The 16,256-nt window shown below is 64.9% G+C and carries 17 protein-coding genes; 8 read left to right on the top strand and 9 right to left on the bottom strand.

The window, feature by feature from the left end:
• Position 1: 1 nt before the first annotated feature.
• Both ASD28_RS30220 and ASD28_RS30215 read left to right on the top strand, forming a co-directional pair.
• Positions 2 to 1,168 (top strand): diguanylate cyclase, encoded by a 1,167-nt coding sequence (locus ASD28_RS30220; RefSeq protein WP_056137245.1) that lies wholly within the window; start codon positions 2 to 4, stop codon positions 1,166 to 1,168.
• Between the two features lie 10 nt (positions 1,169 to 1,178).
• Complete coding sequence (locus tag ASD28_RS30215) at positions 1,179 to 1,898, top strand: 2'-5' RNA ligase family protein (protein ID WP_082579216.1); 720 nt, start codon at positions 1,179 to 1,181, stop codon at positions 1,896 to 1,898.
• On the opposite strand, the gene ASD28_RS30210 is transcribed toward ASD28_RS30215, so the two are convergent.
• Positions 1,867 to 2,904: an RNA methyltransferase gene (locus ASD28_RS30210; protein WP_056137243.1), complete on the bottom strand. Its 1,038-nt coding sequence runs from the start codon at positions 2,902 to 2,904 to the stop codon at positions 1,867 to 1,869. The genes ASD28_RS30215 and ASD28_RS30210 overlap by 32 nt on opposite strands.
• A 154-nt stretch (positions 2,905 to 3,058) precedes the next feature.
• Positions 3,059 to 4,147, bottom strand: a complete 1,089-nt coding sequence (gene apbC / locus ASD28_RS30205; protein ID WP_056137242.1) for an iron-sulfur cluster carrier protein ApbC — start codon at positions 4,145 to 4,147, stop codon at positions 3,059 to 3,061.
• Positions 4,148 to 4,294: 147 nt separating this feature from the next.
• Here apbC and metG point away from each other — a divergent pair, with 147 nt between their 5' ends.
• Positions 4,295 to 6,424, top strand: a complete 2,130-nt coding sequence (gene metG / locus ASD28_RS30200; RefSeq protein WP_056137241.1) for a methionine--tRNA ligase — start codon at positions 4,295 to 4,297, stop codon at positions 6,422 to 6,424.
• A 19-nt stretch (positions 6,425 to 6,443) separates the two neighbouring features.
• On the opposite strand, the gene ASD28_RS32235 is transcribed toward metG, so the two are convergent.
• Positions 6,444 to 6,689: a hypothetical protein gene (locus ASD28_RS32235; protein WP_156650961.1), complete on the bottom strand. Its 246-nt coding sequence runs from the start codon at positions 6,687 to 6,689 to the stop codon at positions 6,444 to 6,446.
• Between the two features lie 230 nt (positions 6,690 to 6,919).
• On the opposite strand from ASD28_RS32235, the gene ASD28_RS30195 reads away from it, so the two are divergent.
• The 5 genes from ASD28_RS30195 (at position 6,920) to ASD28_RS30175 (ending at position 11,176) form a co-directional block, all read left to right on the top strand.
• Positions 6,920 to 8,236: a hypothetical protein gene (locus ASD28_RS30195; protein WP_056137240.1), complete on the top strand. Its 1,317-nt coding sequence runs from the start codon at positions 6,920 to 6,922 to the stop codon at positions 8,234 to 8,236.
• A 90-nt stretch (positions 8,237 to 8,326) separates the two neighbouring features.
• The gene (locus ASD28_RS30190) at positions 8,327 to 8,524 is read left to right on the top strand and encodes a DUF3460 family protein (protein WP_056137239.1); all 198 of its coding nucleotides are present in this window, start codon (positions 8,327 to 8,329) and stop codon (positions 8,522 to 8,524) included.
• Positions 8,525 to 8,569: 45 nt separating this feature from the next.
• Positions 8,570 to 9,451 carry a ScpA family protein gene (locus tag ASD28_RS30185; protein ID WP_056137238.1) on the top strand — a complete coding sequence of 294 codons (882 nt, stop codon included), beginning with the start codon at positions 8,570 to 8,572 and terminating at the stop codon, positions 9,449 to 9,451.
• A 21-nt stretch (positions 9,452 to 9,472) separates the two neighbouring features.
• Entirely contained in the window at positions 9,473 to 10,312 is an 840-nt protein-coding gene (panC, locus tag ASD28_RS30180) for a pantoate--beta-alanine ligase (RefSeq protein ID WP_056137237.1), read from the top strand.
• Positions 10,313 to 10,420: 108 nt separating this feature from the next.
• Positions 10,421 to 11,176: a flagellar brake protein gene (locus ASD28_RS30175; RefSeq protein WP_229412326.1), complete on the top strand. Its 756-nt coding sequence runs from the start codon at positions 10,421 to 10,423 to the stop codon at positions 11,174 to 11,176.
• A 26-nt stretch (positions 11,177 to 11,202) separates the two neighbouring features.
• Here ASD28_RS30175 and ASD28_RS30170 read toward each other — a convergent pair whose 3' ends face one another.
• From ASD28_RS30170 to ASD28_RS30145, 6 genes are all read right to left on the bottom strand, one after another.
• Positions 11,203 to 12,411, bottom strand: coding sequence for an EAL and HDOD domain-containing protein (locus ASD28_RS30170; protein ID WP_056137236.1), 1,209 nt, complete (start codon positions 12,409 to 12,411; stop codon positions 11,203 to 11,205).
• 59 nt (positions 12,412 to 12,470) lie between these two features.
• The gene (gene cheZ / locus ASD28_RS30165; RefSeq protein WP_056137235.1) at positions 12,471 to 13,103 is read right to left on the bottom strand and encodes a protein phosphatase CheZ; all 633 of its coding nucleotides are present in this window, start codon (positions 13,101 to 13,103) and stop codon (positions 12,471 to 12,473) included.
• Positions 13,104 to 13,499, bottom strand: a complete 396-nt coding sequence (gene cheY, locus ASD28_RS30160; protein ID WP_036230336.1) for a chemotaxis response regulator CheY — start codon at positions 13,497 to 13,499, stop codon at positions 13,104 to 13,106.
• 156 nt (positions 13,500 to 13,655) lie between these two features.
• Positions 13,656 to 14,729 carry a chemotaxis response regulator protein-glutamate methylesterase gene (locus ASD28_RS30155; protein ID WP_056137234.1) on the bottom strand — a complete coding sequence of 358 codons (1,074 nt, stop codon included), beginning with the start codon at positions 14,727 to 14,729 and terminating at the stop codon, positions 13,656 to 13,658.
• Between the two features lie 17 nt (positions 14,730 to 14,746).
• Complete coding sequence (cheD, locus tag ASD28_RS30150; protein WP_056137233.1) at positions 14,747 to 15,346, bottom strand: chemoreceptor glutamine deamidase CheD; 600 nt, start codon at positions 15,344 to 15,346, stop codon at positions 14,747 to 14,749.
• 17 nt (positions 15,347 to 15,363) lie between these two features.
• Positions 15,364 to 16,221 (bottom strand): CheR family methyltransferase, encoded by an 858-nt coding sequence (locus tag ASD28_RS30145; protein ID WP_200949061.1) that lies wholly within the window; start codon positions 16,219 to 16,221, stop codon positions 15,364 to 15,366.
• Positions 16,222 to 16,256: the final 35 nt, after the last annotated feature.

The raw sequence follows: 16,256 nt of genomic DNA, 5'->3' as shown, positions 1-16,256 counted from the left end.
CATGACGAGCGACCCGAGCACCGCTGCCATTGCGCGCCTGCGCGGCGAATTCGTCTGCGCGGCGACGGAAGCCGGCTTCCTGCACGAGCAGGCGCCGACGATCCTGCGCGACCTGCGCCGCGCGCTGATCGTGTGCTCGCTGTTCTACCTGATGTTCAGCGTAGCCGACGTATTGGCGCTGGGCCTGCCGGGCGCCATCCCGTCCCTGCTCGCCCGCGCCGTCGTGCCGGTCTTCGCCTGGGCCGGCCTGCGCCATGCGCGCCGCGCCGCCACGCCCGTCAAGGCCGCGTACCGGGTGGCGAGCGTGTTCACATTGCTGGGGATGCTCACCTATATGTTCGTCGCGTGGCGCCGCCCGGCCGACACGCTGCTGCACGGCACGTCCGTCGGCCTCATGGCCGTGGTGATCCTGATCTTCATCCCGAACCGCCTGCGCACGTCCGTCGCCATTGCGCTGAGCTCCAGCCTCGTGTTCGTCGCGCTGGCGTGGATCCAGCACCTCGAAACGACGCGTCACCTCGTGTCGATGACGATGCTGGTCCTGTTCGCCAACGCCTTCGGCGCCGTCGCCGCGAACCGCCACGCGCGCCTGTGGCGCGAGCAATATCGCACGCGCCAGGTGCTGACGAATTTGTCCGTGCGCGATCCGCTGACCGGCTGCTACAACCGGCGCCACCTGAATGCGGCCCTGCTCGACGGCGAGATCGCCCGCGCGCGGCGCTACCGCTTGAGCCTGTCGCTGATCATGTGCGACCTGGACGGCTTCAAGGCCATCAACGACACGTACGGCCACCACGCGGGCGACGAGTTGCTGCGCCGCTTCGCCGACCTGTTACAGGCCATGACGCGCGAATCCATCGACACCGTCGTGCGCTACGGCGGCGAGGAATTCCTGATCATCCTGCCGGAGACCCGGCTGGACGGCGCCGTCGAACTGGCCGAGCGTGTCCGCGCCGCGTTCGCCGCCGAACGCATCCCGTACAACGACGCCGCGCTGGCCACGACTGCCAGCTTCGGCGTCGCCGGCGCCGACTTCGCGGCGCACCAGGCCATCACGCCGCAATCCCTGATCGCCGTCGCGGACGACCTGATGTACGACGCCAAGCGGGGCGGCCGCAACCAGGTGCGCGCACGCCAGGTCGAGACGGGTATCGCACGCGTGGCATAGAATCGCCCGGATGAGCGATTCTTCTTTACCCGATCTGCGCGCCCACTACGACGCCATGTGGGACCGCGCCTGGCCGGACGTCTCCCGCGGCGACGTCGAGTGCGACCTGCACCTGGCCGGCGGCCTCGATCCGCGCCGCGGCCTCACGCTGGTCGCGCGTCCCGACGCGGCGCTGGCGGCCCGCTTCGAAGCCGTGCAGGACGCCTTGCTCGCCGCCGACCCGCGCCAGTACCGGCAACCCCTTTCCGACCTGCACATGACGGTGCTGTCGCTGTTCACGGTCACGGAAGACTACGCATCGCACCTGGCCCGGCGCGCGGATTATGCGGCGGCCGCGCGCGCGGCACTGGGAGACCTGCCGGCGTTCGAGATCGGCTTCGAAGGCATCACGATCTCGCGCGGCGCCGTGCTGGCCAAGGGATTCCCGCGCGACGGCACACTGGAACGGCTGCGTGCGCGCCTGCGCGACGCGCTGCGCGCACGCGGGCTCGACGGGACACTGGACCAGCGCTACCGGCTCGTCACCGCGCATTCGACGGTGCTGCGCTTCGTCGCCCCGCCCGCCGATCCGGCGCGACTGGCCGCAGTGCTGGCGGCGATGCGCGACGTGCCGCTCGGGACCATGCGGGCAAGCAGCCTGCAGCTCGTGATCAACGACTGGTATATGTCGAGCGCGGCGGTCGAACCGGTCGCGACATTTACGCTGCGGCCGCCGTCCGACGCAACGTGACGGTCTGTTCGCCGGTGGCGCGCGCCCGCAACTGGCCGCAGCCGCCGTCGACATCCTGCCCGGCCGAGTCGCGCAACTTGGTCAGGATGCCCCGCTCGAACAGCCAGGCGGCGATAGCCCGCGCCTTGTCCCACTCGGGCCGGCGGAACGGCAGCCCGGGATTCGTGTTGTAGGGGATCATGTTCAGCACGGCATATTTGCCGCGCAAGAGGTCTACCAGGGCCTCGAGTTCGTCCGGCCCGTCGTTGACGCCGTCCAGCAAGGTCCACTGGTACTGGATCGGATAGCCGGTCAGGCGCGCATAGCGCTCGCCCTCGTCGACCAGCTCGCGCGCCGCGAAGCGCGGGGCGCGCGGCAGCAGCCGTGCGCGCAGGTCCGACTTCGTCGTGTGCAGCGACAGTGCCAGCGCCGGTTTCACGCGGCCTTGCGGCAGGCGCTCGAACACGCGCGGATCGCCCACCGTCGAGAACACGAGATTCTTGTGCGCGATATTGCCTTCGACGCCCAGCAGCTCGATGGCTTCCAGCACATTGTCGAGATTGTGCGCGGGCTCGCCCATGCCCATGAACACGACCTTCTTGACAGGCCGCAGGCGGCGCGCCAGCACGACCTGGGCAACGATCTCGCCGCTCGTCACCTGCCGGATCAGGCCACTTTGGCCCGTCATGCAGAACTGGCAGCCGACCGCGCACCCGACCTGGCTCGATACGCACACGCCGTCGCGCGGCAGCAGCACGGATTCCACCGTCTGGCCATCGGCGAGGCCGACCAGCAGGCGGGCCGAGCCGTCGTCCGCGGGGTGCGTGCTGATGACGCGGGCGAGCGCGTCCAGTTCGGCATCCAGCTGCGGCAGCGCTTCGCGCACGGGCTTCGGGAGGAAGTCGTCGGGACGGCGGCGGCCGCGGTCGTGGTCCATCACGCGGATCCAGTCGCGCAGCACGCGGTCTTCGTGCAGGGGCCGGGCGCCTAAAGTACGCAAATGCGCACGGATTGCTTCAATTCTCATGGTTTGCCCAAAAACGTCGTCCCCGCGAAGGCGGGGACCCAAGTTCTGCACGCGCAGTCGAAACGCAAGCAAAATTGGATCCCCGCCAAGGCGACCGGCGAGGTCGGGGATAACGTGTCTATAGCGCGAGAACGACGTATATAGCGGTGGCGACTCAGTCGTTCTTGACGACGATCGTCGGAAACTTCGCCGACATATCCTTCGACTGCTCCGCCACCTTCACGGCCACCTTGCGCGCGATCTCTTTATAGATCGCGGCGACGGCACCATCCGGTTCCGCCACGACGGTCGGCGTACCGGAATCCGTCTGCTCGCGGATCGACAGCTGCAGCGGCAGCTTGCCGAGGAAGTCCACATGGAAGTCTTCGCACATCTTCTGGCCGCCGCCTTCACCGAAGATCGCCTCGACGTGGCCGCAATTCGAGCAGATGTGGGTGCTCATGTTTTCCACGACGCCGACGATCGGGATGCCGACCTTCTCGAACATCTTGAGGCCCTTGCGCGCGTCCAGCAGCGCGATGTCCTGCGGGGTCGTGACGATCACGGCGCCCGTCACCGGAACCTTTTGCGACAGCGTGAGCTGGATGTCGCCCGTACCCGGCGGCATGTCGACGACGAGGTAGTCGAGGTTCTTCCAGTTGGTCTGTTCCAGCAGCTGCTGCAGGGCTTGCGTGACCATCGGGCCGCGCCACACCATCGGCTCGTCCGGATCGATCAGGAAGCCGATCGACGACACCTGCACGCCGTGATTCTCCAGCGGCTCCATCGTCTTGCCGTCGAGGCTCTGCGGGCGGCCGTTCACGCCCAGCATCATCGGCTGCGACGGGCCGTAGATGTCGGCGTCCAGCAGGCCGACCGCGGCGCCCTCGGCGGCCAGCGCCAGCGCGAGGTTGACGGCCGTCGTCGACTTGCCGACGCCGCCCTTGCCGGACGCGACGGCGATGATGTTCTTCACGTTCGGCATCACCTTCAGGCCGCGCTGCACGGCGTGCGACAGGATCTTGCTCGTGACGTTGACGCTGGCGTTGTCCACGCCCGGAAGCTTGCGCAGCGCGTCGACGACGGCCGCGCGGATGCCCGCGACCTGGCTCTTCGCCGGATAGCCGAGCTCGATGTCGAGGGCGACGTTGCCGCCGTCGACCTGGATGTTCTTGACTGCCTTGGAGGTGACGAAATCTTTATGGGTGTTGGGATCGACGACAGCGGCCAGGGCGGCCTTGACGTCATCTACAGTGATGCTCATTGGGTTCTCCGGATGTGATGCGCAAGTTTAGCGCAAAACACGGTATCCCCTGTTGTCAGGCCGGCAAATGCACGGAGTACCCCCTGCGCGCTTGGGGTCATCCGCTGGTAAAATGCTTTTTTTCCTCGACAACCTCACCCTTCGACCATGACACGCAAGCTGTTCGTCACCACCGCCCTGCCCTACGCCAACGCTGCCTTTCACATCGGCCACATGATGGAATACATCCAGGCCGACATCTGGGTCCGCTTCCAGCGAATGCAGCGCGACGCCGGTGCGCAGCGCGTCGTGCACTTCGTCGGCGCCGACGACACGCACGGCACGCCGATCATGATCGCCGCGGAAAAGGAAGGCGTCACGCCGCAGGAGTTCGTCGCGAAGATCGCGGCCGGCCGCGCGCAATACCTGGACGGCTTCCACATCGCGTTCGACAACTGGTACTCCACGGATTCGCCGGAAAACGTCGACCTGTCGCAGGGCATCTACCGCCGCCTGCGCGACAACGGCCTGATCACTACGAAGACCGTCGACCGCTTCTACGACACGGCCAAGGGCATGTTCCTGGCCGACCGCAACATCAAGGGCGAGTGCCCGGTCTGCCACGCAAAGGACCAGTACGGCGACAACTGCGAAGTCTGCGGCGCCGCCTACCAGCCGACCGAGCTGATCAACCCGTACTCCGTGTTCACGGGCTCGACGCCGATCCTGAAGCCGTCCGAACAATACTTCTTCAAGCTGTCCGACCCGCGCTGCTTCCAATTCCTGAAGGAGTGGTTGAACACGCCGGGCCGCCTGCAGCCGGAAATGGTCAACAAGGTCTCCGAATGGCTGGGCGAGAACGGCGAAAAGCTGGCCGACTGGGACATCTCGCGCGACGCGCCCTATTTCGGCATCCCGATCCCGGATGCGCCAGGTAAATTCTTCTACGTGTGGCTGGACGCGCCGGTCGGCTATCTCGCCAGCCTGAAGAATTACTTCGAAAAACAGGGCATCGATTACGAAGCGTTCCTGAACGATCCGTCCGCCGAGCAAGTGCACTTCATCGGCAAGGACATCGTGTCGTTCCACCTGCTGTTCTGGCCGGCGATGCTGAATTTCTCGGGCCACCCGATCATTGACAAGCTGAAGGTCAATGTCCACGGCCACCTGACCGTGAACAACGAGAAGATGTCGAAGTCGCGCGGCACGGGCATCTCGCCGCTGCGCTACCTGCAGCTGGGCATGAATCCGGAATGGCTGCGCTACTACCTCGCGTTCAAGCTGAACGCCCGGGTCGAAGACCTGGACTTCACGGGCGAGGACTTCGTCGCGCGCGTGAACAGCGACCTGATCGGCAAGTACGTGAACATCGCCAGCCGCTGCGCCGGCTTCATCGCCAAGCGCTTCGACGGCAAGCTGGCATCGACCTTGTCGGACGATGCGAAGAGCTGGATCGCGCGCGCCCTCAATGGCGAGAATGGTGAACGCCAGGCCGCCATCGCCGCGAACTTCGAGTCGCGCGAATTCGGCAAGGCGCTGCGCGAGATCATGGAAGTGGCCGACGTCGCCAACCGCTACGTCGACGAGAACAAGCCGTGGATCCTGGCCAAGGACGAGTCGAAGACGTCCGAGCTGCACGATGTGTGCACGACCGCGCTGATCCTGTTCCGCCAGCTGACGATCATGCTGTCGCCGGTGCTGCCGCACGTGGCCGCGCGGGTGCGTGAATTCCTCGGCGACGAGGCGTACTCGTGGCAAGACACCCAGGGCGAGGGCGTCTACGCCCCGCTGCTGGGCCGCACGATCGGTGCGTACAGCCACCTGATGCAGCGCGTGGATGCGAAGATGGTCGAGGACCTGTTCGACAAGCCGGCCCCGGCCGGTGCCGCGCCGGCCGACGCCGTCGAGACCGCCGCCGCCCCGGCCCCGGAAGCCTCCGACATCGAGGAACTGGCACCGGAAATCTCGATCGACGACTTTACGAAAATCGACCTGCGCGTGGCGAAGATCGTCAATTGTGAGCACGTCGAAGGCGCTGGCAAGCTGCTGCGCCTCACGCTGGACGTGGGCGAAGGCCGCTATCGTAATGTGTTCTCGGGTATCAAGTCGGCTTACCAGCCGGAGCAATTGATCGGCAAGCTGACGGTGCTCGTGGCCAACCTGGCGCCGCGCAAGATGAAGTTCGGGGTGTCGGAAGGCATGGTGCTGTGCGCGTCCGCGAAAGATGAAAAAGCGAATCCGGGCCTGTACCTGCTGGAGCCGGTGAGCGGCGCCCAGCCGGGCATGCGGATCCGCTAAGCGGGCCGTGCCGGTGGCGCTAGTTGCTCTGCAGCGGCGCCATCAGCGAGCTCTTGTTGTCCTTGTAGTCCTTGCCGCCGATCTGGCTGACCATCTTTTCGGTGCGTTTGGCGGGAATGCGGCTGCCGGTGATCGGCGCGGCCGCGTCCGTCGTCGATGTGGATGCGGCGCCCGGCGCGGGCATGTCCGCGGCGGCAGGCTCATTCGTACTGGCGCACCCGGCCAGGATGAATGACAAGGCAGCGCAAGGCAGGACAGCTTTCATGGATCACCTGTACGGGAATAGGTTGAGGGAAAGATAAATACCTTGCCAGAATACTATCAATTCCCGCACGCGGGTAGCAGTATAATGCGCTGTTTAATTAGATGAGGTCAGAGCCCCAACGGAAGAACCGTGCTCTGACCCCATAAAAATTAGATGAGGTCAGAGCCCTAACAGAAGAACCGTGCTCTGACCCCATAAAATAAACTTACTTTAGAGTAGTAGCGACTAATATGACCGAATACAAAGCCCTGAGGCACATCCCGCAAGCGAATCTGTTCCGCCAAGGTGACGTCTTCGTCCTGTTCGGCGAACTGTTCGGCCGCGGCTATGTGAACGGCCTGATCGACGAGGCGCGCGCCGCCGGCATGACGATCCTCGGCATCACCGTCGGCCGCCGCAACGACGATGGCACCCTGCGCGCCCTGACGCCGGAAGAGCACGCGGAAGCGGAAGCCAAGCTGGGCGGCCGCATCGTGAATGTGCCCCTGATGGCCGGTTTCGACATGGACGCGCCCCCGGGCGAGCAGAATCCGACCGAGATGCTGTCCGGTATTACCCTCAAAAGCTGGCAAGAAGACAAGCTGGACTGGACCAAGATCGAAGCCTGCCGCACCGCCGGCGTGCAGCGCTTCACGCAGTCCGCGCAAGACGTCATGGCCGAGATCGACAAGCTGATCCCGGACGGCGCCAACGTGTTCTTCGCCCACACGATGGCCGGCGGCATCCCGAAGATCAAGGCCTTCCTCGCCATCGCCAACCGCATCTATAAAGGCCGCGGCGACCGCTTCATGTCGTCGCGCGCCCTGCTCGACAGCGACCTGGGCAAGCTGATCCTGATGAACTTCGACGAAGTGTCGGCGAACACGCTGAAATACCTGATCGATGCGTCCGCCGCCATCCGCGCGCGCGTGGAAGCCAAGGGCGGCCAGGTGCGCTACACGGCGTACGGCTACCACGGCACCGAGATCCTGATCGGCGGCGAGTACGTGTGGCAGACCTACACGAACTACACGCAGGGCTATGCCAAGATGCGCCTGGAGTCGATCGCCGAGGCCGCCTGGGCCCAGGGCGTCACCGCCACCGTGTTCAACTGCCCGGAAATCCGCACGAACTCGTCCGACATCTTCGTCGGCGTGGAACTGTCGCTGTTCCCGCTGCTGCTCGCCCTCAAGAAGGAAGGTGGCGGCGCATGGGCGCAGGAGCAATGGGACATCTGCCAGGAACTGCTGGGCGAAGGCGTCTCGCTGCAATCGATCCTCGACAAGCTGGAAGCGTATCTGCAGACCGCCACCAGCACCTCGTTCCGCAACTTCGACGCCTGGCCGATGGACAACACGCCGGAACTGGCCGACCTGATGATCGGCACGTCCGACGAGATCACGTCGCTGCACACGGACAAGAAGGCGCTGATCACGGACCACCTGTCGGCCCTCGTGCTGGAAGGCACCGGCCCGCTGATGTTCCACGGCGCCGCCGAGAAGATCGCACCGGTGCTGTGGCTCAACCACGACATCATCGCCCGTCAACTGAATGCGCTGCACCAATAAGCGCTGACTCGCAGTATCATTCCTTGTTTTTATGATGCGGCGGCTCTCGATAAGCGAGGCCGCCGTTTGTACGACCTGCCTAGAAAAGCCATGAAACACATCCAGTACGAATCCGAGCACACCAAGTTCATCAAGGAACTGAAGGAAAAGACCCCGGGCATGGAAGAGCGCCAGCAGGCCGGCCGCTCGCTGCTGTGGGACAAAGCCCCGCTGTCGCTGGACGAGCAGCGCCGCATCGACGAGTCGCGCCTCCGCCAGCAGGCGTATCCGTACCAGACGAAGGTCTGACCTACCCGGTCTGACGCCCTCTCGATCATTCCCAGGCCGACGACGATGGTGCCCGAGCAGGCGACGCCCGGGGGGCGCGCCGATCCCGACACGGGCGACGGCACCACGGCCTCCCCTTCCGATCCCGCGAGTGTCGACGCCCACGTCGACAGCGCCATCGCACGCCTGTACGGCGAGCCGATGCTGCAGCTGCCCACCGACCTGTACATCCCGCCCGATGCGCTCGAGATCTTTCTTGATGCGTTCGAAGGTCCGCTCGACCTGCTGCTGTACCTGATCCGCAAGCAGAATTTCAATATCCTCGACATCCCGATGGCCCAGGTCACGTTGCAGTACCTGGAATACGTCGAGCAGATCCGCAAGAGCAACCTGGAGCTGGCGGCGGAATACCTGTTGATGGCCGCGATGCTCATCGAGATCAAGTCGCGCATGCTGTTGCCAAAGCGCGTCGACACGCTCGTCGAGGAGGCGGAAGACCCGCGTGCGGAACTGGTGCGGCGCCTGCTGGACTACGAGCAGATCAAGATCGCGGCCCAGCAGTTGGGTGCCCTGCCCCAGGAAGGCCGCGACTTCGTGCGCCCGCAGCTGCACATCGAGCAGGCGCTGGGGCCGGTCTGGCCGCAGGTCGACCCGCACGATCTGCAGCGCGCCTGGATGGACGTGCTGCGCCGCGCCAAGCTGACCCAGCACCACCGCATCGGCCGCGAGGAATTGTCCGTGCGCGAGCACATGTCGGCCATCCTGCGCACCTTGCAGTCGGCCCGCTTCGTCGAGTTCTCGGAACTGTTCGGCGGCCAGGCGAGCGTGCCCGTCGTCGTCGTGCATTTCGTCGCCATGCTCGAACTGGCGAAAGAAACCTTAATCGAAATAACCCAGGCCGAACCTTTCGCCCCCATCTATGTGCGGCTCGCCTATTCTCCCGCGTGACGCCATTACGAATCCGATACCATGAAAATCATCTCCACCATTGACGAACTGCGCGACCAGCTGCGCGGACAACTGCGCACCGCCTTCGTGCCGACGATGGGCAACCTGCACGAAGGTCATCTGTCGCTGATGCGCCTGGCGCGCCGCCACGGCGACCCGGTCGTCGCCTCGATCTTCGTCAACCGCCTGCAGTTCGGCCCGAACGAAGACTTCGACAAATACCCGCGCACGTTCGAAGCGGACGTTGCCAAGCTGGAGAAGGAAGGCGTGTACGTCCTGTTCGCGCCGACCGAAAGAGACCTGTATCCGGAGCCGCAGGAATACCGCGTGCAGCCGCCCGACGACCTGGGCAATATCCTGGAGGGAGAGTTCCGCCCCGGCTTCTTCAACGGCGTGTGCACGGTCGTGACGAAGCTGTTCTCCTGCGTGCAGCCGCGCGTGGCCGTGTTCGGCAAGAAGGATTACCAGCAGTTGATGATCGTCCGTAACATGGCGCGCCAATTCGCGCTGCCGACGGAAATCATCGGCGCCGAGACGTTCCGCGCGGAAGATGGCCTGGCGCTGTCGTCGCGCAACGGCTACCTGAGCACGGCGGAACGCACCGAAGCGCCGTTCCTGTACCAGACGCTGCAGTACGTGGCGGAACAGACCCGCGCCGGCCACGCCGACCTGGCCGCGCTGGAGCGCGACGCGATGGAACGCCTGGCCGCGCGCGGCTGGCAGCCCGACTACGTGTCGATCCGCAAGCGCATGAACCTGCAGGCGCCGGGCCGCGAGGAATATGAAGCGGGCGCACCGCTCGTCGTCCTGACGGCCGCCAAACTTGGTGCGACGCGTCTGATCGATAATCTCGAGATCTGACTCTAAAAATTACTTTGTTGCAAATATGTTGTAGGAATTGGCAACTCTTCTTGCTAGACTCGGAGTTTGGCTTTTTACCCAAACCACGTAAAAAGAAGGAGTAGCGTCTTGACCGACCTCTCGTTGCTTCAAATGCGCAAGGGCCCGCCCAAACCGGCGGACGCCGTGGACCGGATCCGCCCCGATTCCGGCGCCCATGACATGCGCGACCCGTTCGACATCGGCGACGCGTTGACCACGCTCGCCCTGACGGGCGAACCCGTGACCGTGTACCCGCGCGGCCAGGACTTCGTCATGGCGCGCATCGACAGCGTCGATCCCGAGCACAAGGTGTTCACCCTCGAGCTCGCCGGCAACGACGTCCTGGCGGAAGGCGAGGCCGTGTTCGTCGCGGCACTCGGGAGCAATGCGAAGATCCAGTTCGAGCTCGACGCCGACTGGGCCATCGTGGAGGGACGCCCGGACCTCGTGCAACTGCCGCTGCCGGAGGTCTGCCTTGTGCTGAACCGGCGCGCCGAGCCTCGCCTGGAGTCACCGGTCGGCATGAATTACGGCGCCCGCTTCACGCTGCTGGGCAAGGTGTTCGAGATGCCGCTGTACGATTTCTCACGCGGGGGCGTCGGCCTGCGCGCGACGCCGGAACAGGCGCTAGAACTGTACGTCGGCAAGAAGCTGGAAGGCGTGCAGCTGGAACTGGGCACGTCGCTGGCCGTCTCGGCCGACCTCGAAATCCGCCTGCTGCGGCCGTTCCGTACCTTCCTGCTGGGTCAGCAGGTGCAGGTGGGGTGCCGCATTTCGAATATTTCGATGCAGATGCGGCAGACGCTCGAGCGGGCTGTCGTCAAGGTCCAGAAGCGCAGATAAACAAGGCGGCCCGTCAGGGCCGTTTTTCATGCGGCGACGTTCTGCGCCCACGCCAGCGCCGATAAATGCGCCTTGTTGACGTCGAGCGGGCTGATATCCAGCGACGCCGCCAACGACGCCACGAGGTCCGAATTCAGCTCGCACGCCTCCGCCAGCGCGAGATAAGGCCCGTATACGCCATCGCGCCCCAGCAACGCCTGCACGACCTGCTCCGGCAGCTGGATCGTGTCCAGCACCTCCTTCATCGGCAGCCCCAGCAGGCGGTCCAGCAGCGAGAACATGCCCGCCACGAACAGGTGCTCGCCCTCGCTGCGCGGCAGATACGTCTGGCCCAGCAGTTCGCACAGGCGCGCACGCACGACCGCCGTTTCCATCAGCACGGGCGAATAGCCGCTCGTGCTGGCCGTCGCCAGCAGTAGGACGAGCCAGCGGTACAGCGGCGCGTAGCCGAGCATCGCGATCGCCTGGCGCAGCGACTGGATGTCGCGGCCCGAGCCGAAGCCGGCCGAATTGATGAAGCGCAGGAGTTTATAGATCAGTGCCGGATCGCGCTTGAGCACGGCCTCGATCTTGGGCACGTCCTCGTTGTTCTGCACCATCTGCATCAGCTGCAGGATGATGGTCTGGGCGGGGTTCATGCCCTTGACGGGATTGCCCGGCCGCGGCGTCAGGTGCAGCTTGCCGACGAAGGCATCCAGGCCCAGCGCGGCGCAGGCGTCGAAATCCTGCCACGTCGACACGGGCCGGCCGACGAGGCGCAGCGCCGACTGCTTCGCGGCGGCGTACGCGCGCGCCTGGGCGGCCACGTCGGCGCCGGCGAAGCGCACTTCGGCGTAGGACGCGAAGGGAGACAGGTTCTTGCCCAGCAGGGTCAGGTCGGCGCCGCGGATCGAGATGCCGACGCCGCCCGCGCGCAGCGCCTGCACGGCCGCGCGGGTGTCGGGATTCGCGAGATCGCGCACGGGCAGCGAGAGGACGGTGCGTTCCGGGGGCAGCGCGTGCAGCGCATCCAGCGACAGCATCGCCGGCACGGCGTCGAGGAACAGGGTCTTGTCGCGCAGGAGCCAGCCCTGCTCCTCGTCGACCACGTGGTCGGCCACGAAGGCGACGAGGCGTTCGAGGTCGGCGTCGCCGAGTGGCTGGCCGTCGCGCTGTTGCCAGCGGAGCTCGTACCCGATCACGCGTTGCTTGGGGTCGAGCAGGGGTTCACGGACGATGAAGTGAGTCTGGTGCATGTCTTGTAACGATCGCCGGGTGGAACGAAAAACGGCGGCTCGAGGCCGCCGCGTCGGGATCAGAAGCCCAGGCTGTCCAGCAAGTCGTCGACCTGGCCCTGGTCGGCCACGATGTCGCTATTGCCTTCCGGGTTGATCTGCGGACCGTTCAGCAAGCCATTGTCGAGCTCGCGCTTGATCTCGCTCGGGGCGAAATCGACGAGCACCTGCACCAGCTGCTTTTCCAGGTTCTGGGCGATGCCCGTGATACGCGAGATCACCTGGCCGGTCAGGTCCTGGAAGTCCTGGGCCATCATGATGTCCATCAAATGCGCCTTCGTGGCGCTGGCCGCGTCGCGCGATTCGGCCAGGCTCGCGACCGTGCGCTCGGCCAGCGCACGCCAGTCGCCGTCGGCGCCCGGTGCGGCCAGCAGGGCCTGCCACGAACGGCCGAGTTCGGCGGCACGGTCGTCGATGCCATCCTGAAGCGGATTGGCGGCATCGGTCGCGTCGAGCACGCGCTTGGCCGATTGCTCGGACAGCCGGACCACGTAATCGAGGCGGTCGCGCGCATCGGGGATGTCGCTGGCCGCCTTTTCGATCAGCTTGTCCAGGCCCAGCCCGCGCAGGCTTTCGTGCAATGCGCGGGTCATGTGCCCGATCCGGCTCAGAACCTCGTCGGGCGAAGTCGAGTCGGCGATGTGCTCGCTCATTTACGCGGCCTTTTCCATCTTTTCGAAAATCTTGTTCAGCTTTTCGTCCAGCGTGGCCGCGGTGAACGGCTTCACGACGTAGCCGTTGGCGCCGGCTTGCGCCGCCGCGATGATGTTTTCCTTCTTGGCTTCGGCGGTCACCATCAGCACCGGCAGCTTGGCCAGTGCGGGATCGGCGCGGATGTTCTGCAGCATCGTCAGACCGTCCATGTTCGGCATGTTCCAGTCCGACACGACGAAATCGAACTGTTCGCTGCGCAGCTTGGCCAGTGCCTGGACACCGTCTTCTGCCTCGTCGACATTGCCGTAACCCAGTTCTTTCAGCAGATTTTTGACGATGCGTCGCATCGTCGAAAAATCGTCAACAACCAGGAAACGCATCTTAGGATCAGCCATGAAATACTCCGTTGTTTCTTAACTCTGATGATGGGCTTCGAGGACTACGAAGCCCCTAGTATAGGTTGGTCGGTTCGGCACTGCGAATACAGGCTAAAGCATAGCAGTTTTGTTGCTCTACGGCGATAAAACCGCAGTGAATGCACCGTACGCGGATCAAACGCGCAACGCCCGGCCTCCATGCGTTGCCAGATGGCCAAGCACGAGGCCCGGCAATGCGCTCAGGGCGGCCACCTCGTGGGCGGCGCCGATGGCGATCGCTTCGCGCGGCATGCCGAACACGACGCACGACGCTTCATCCTGGGCGAAATTGTGGGCGCCCGCGTTCTTCATCTCCAGCATACCCTGTGCGCCGTCTTTTCCCATGCCCGTCAGGATCACGCCGACGGCATTCTTGCCGGCCGCCTGCGCCGCCGAGCGGAACAGGACGTCCACGGACGGACGGTGACGGTTCACGGGCTCGCTCTGCTCGATCTTCGTCATGTAGTTGGCGCCGGATCGAGTCAACAGCAAATGGGAGTGGCCCGGCGCGATGTACGCGTGGCCCGGCAGCACACGCTCGTTGCCGGCGGACTCGACGACGCTGATCTTGCACAGCGAATCGAGGCGGCGCGCGAACGACGTCGTAAAGCCTTCCGGCATGTGCTGGGCGATCAGGATGCCGGGGCAGTCCGACGGCATCTGCATGAGGAATTCGCGGATCGCTTCCGTGCCGCCCGTCGAGGCGCCGATGATGATCAGCTTTTCGGACGACGTCAACGGGCTGCGCAGTTGCGGCAGCGGGGTCGTGGCGCCGGCCGTGGCCGCATGCAGGGTGCGCGGCTTGATGCGGGCGCGCGACGCGCCGCGGATCTTGTCGGCGATCAGTTCGGTATATTCGCGCATGCCGCTCTGGATCGAGATCTTGGGTTTGGTCACGAAATCGACGGCGCCCAGCTCCAGCGCGCGCATCGTGATCTCGGAACCGCGCTCGGTCAGCGACGACACCATCAGCACGGGCATCGGGCGCAGGCGCATGAGTTTTTCGAGGAAGTCGAGGCCGTCCATCTTCGGCATCTCGACGTCCAGGGTGAGCACGTCCGGGTTCGTGCGCTTGATCAGTTCGCGGGCGACGAGCGGATCGGGCGCGACACCGACCACTTCCATGTCGGGCTGCGAATTGACGATCTCGGTCATCACGCTGCGGATCAGCGCGGAATCGTCCACGATCACCACTTTGATCTTTGTCATTGGTTTTGCCTTTCTCTTCAGAACAGGTCGACGGCGCCGGAGACGGGCGTGACCTTGAGGCGGCTGGCGTAATCGAGCTCGCGCTTCGCCAGCGTATCGTTATGGGTTTGCATCAGTTTCTTGACGAGCACCTTGCCCGTGCGCGGGAAGAAATACACCTTGCGCGGATAGATGTCGTTCAGGTCCTCGGCCAGCACGGGAATCCGTTCCGTCTTGAGAAACTGAATGACGAACGCGGCATTGCGCTCGCCCACGTTCATCGCGGAAAAGCCGCGCAGCACGGCGCCGCCGCCGAACACCTTCGCTTCCAGGTGCTCGCGCCGGGCGCCGGCCTTGAGCAGGTCGTTGATCAGCACTTCCATCGCATGCGTGCCGTAGCGCATCGAGGCCGAGACCGGGTTGCCCGGATCGCCGCCGTCCGGCAGCATGAAGTGGTTCATGCCGCCCAGGCCCTTCACGCGGTCGCGGATGCAGGCCGACACGCACGAGCCAAGCACCGTCACGATCAGCATGTCCTTGCCCGTGTAGTAGTACTCGCCGGGCAGGATCTTGGCCGCGTCGCAGTCGAACGTGCGGTCGTAATAGACGTTGGTGGCGAAATGGCTGTTCGTTTCCATGGGCGGTGTGGTGGGCGTCAGCCTTGGTTCAATTCGTAGACCGTCTTGCCGCGCAGGCGCAGCGAGTCGGACACGTACAGGAAATTCTCGGAGTGGCCGGCGAACAGCAGCGCGTCCGGCTTCATCAGGGGCACGAAGCGCGACAGGATCTTGCGCTGCGTGGCCTTGTCGAAGTAAATCATCACGTTGCGGCAGAAGATCGCGTCGAACGGGCCCTTGAGGTCCCAGCCGTCGGCCAGCAGGTTCAATTGCCGGAACGTGATCAGCTGGCGCAGTTCCGGGCGCACGCGCACGAGGCCTTCCTGGGCGCCCTTCCCTTTCAGGAAAAAGCGGCGCAGGCGCGCCTGCTCCATCTTGTCGACGCGCTCGAGCGGATAGACGCCGGCACTGGCCGTGGCCAGCACGTTCGTATCGATGTCGGTGGCGATGATCTGGACCGGCGGGGTCAAGGTATCGAACGCCTCGCACGCGGTCATCGCGATGGAATACGGCTCCTCGCCCGTGGAACTGGCGGAGCACCAGATCGTGAGCGGCGCGCCGTGTTTCGCGCGCGCCTTGAGCGCGTGTTCGGCCAGCAGCGGGAAGTGGTGCGCCTCGCGGAAGAACGACGTCAGGTTCGTCGTCAGCGCGTTCGTGAACGATTCCCACTCGGCCGGCATGCGGCCCGCTTCCAGCGCGTCGAGGTAGGACGCGAACGAGGCGATGCCGTTGGCGCGCAGGCGACGCGCGAGACGGCTGTAGACCATTTCCTGCTTGCTGTCGGCCAGGGAGATGCCGGCGCGCTGGTAGATCAGGCCCCGCACGCGCTCGAAGTCGGCGCGCGTGAAGTTGAATTCCTTGCCCGTCTCCTGCTTGTTGATATTGGTGGGCGGCACGTTATAACCTATGGATTGCTGTCGTTCTGCGGACC

This window comes from Massilia sp. Root133, from assembly GCF_001426525.1.
Classification (GTDB): domain Bacteria; phylum Pseudomonadota; class Gammaproteobacteria; order Burkholderiales; family Burkholderiaceae_D; genus Telluria; species Telluria orientalis.
This window is presented reverse-complemented; position numbering and strand designations above follow the sequence as displayed.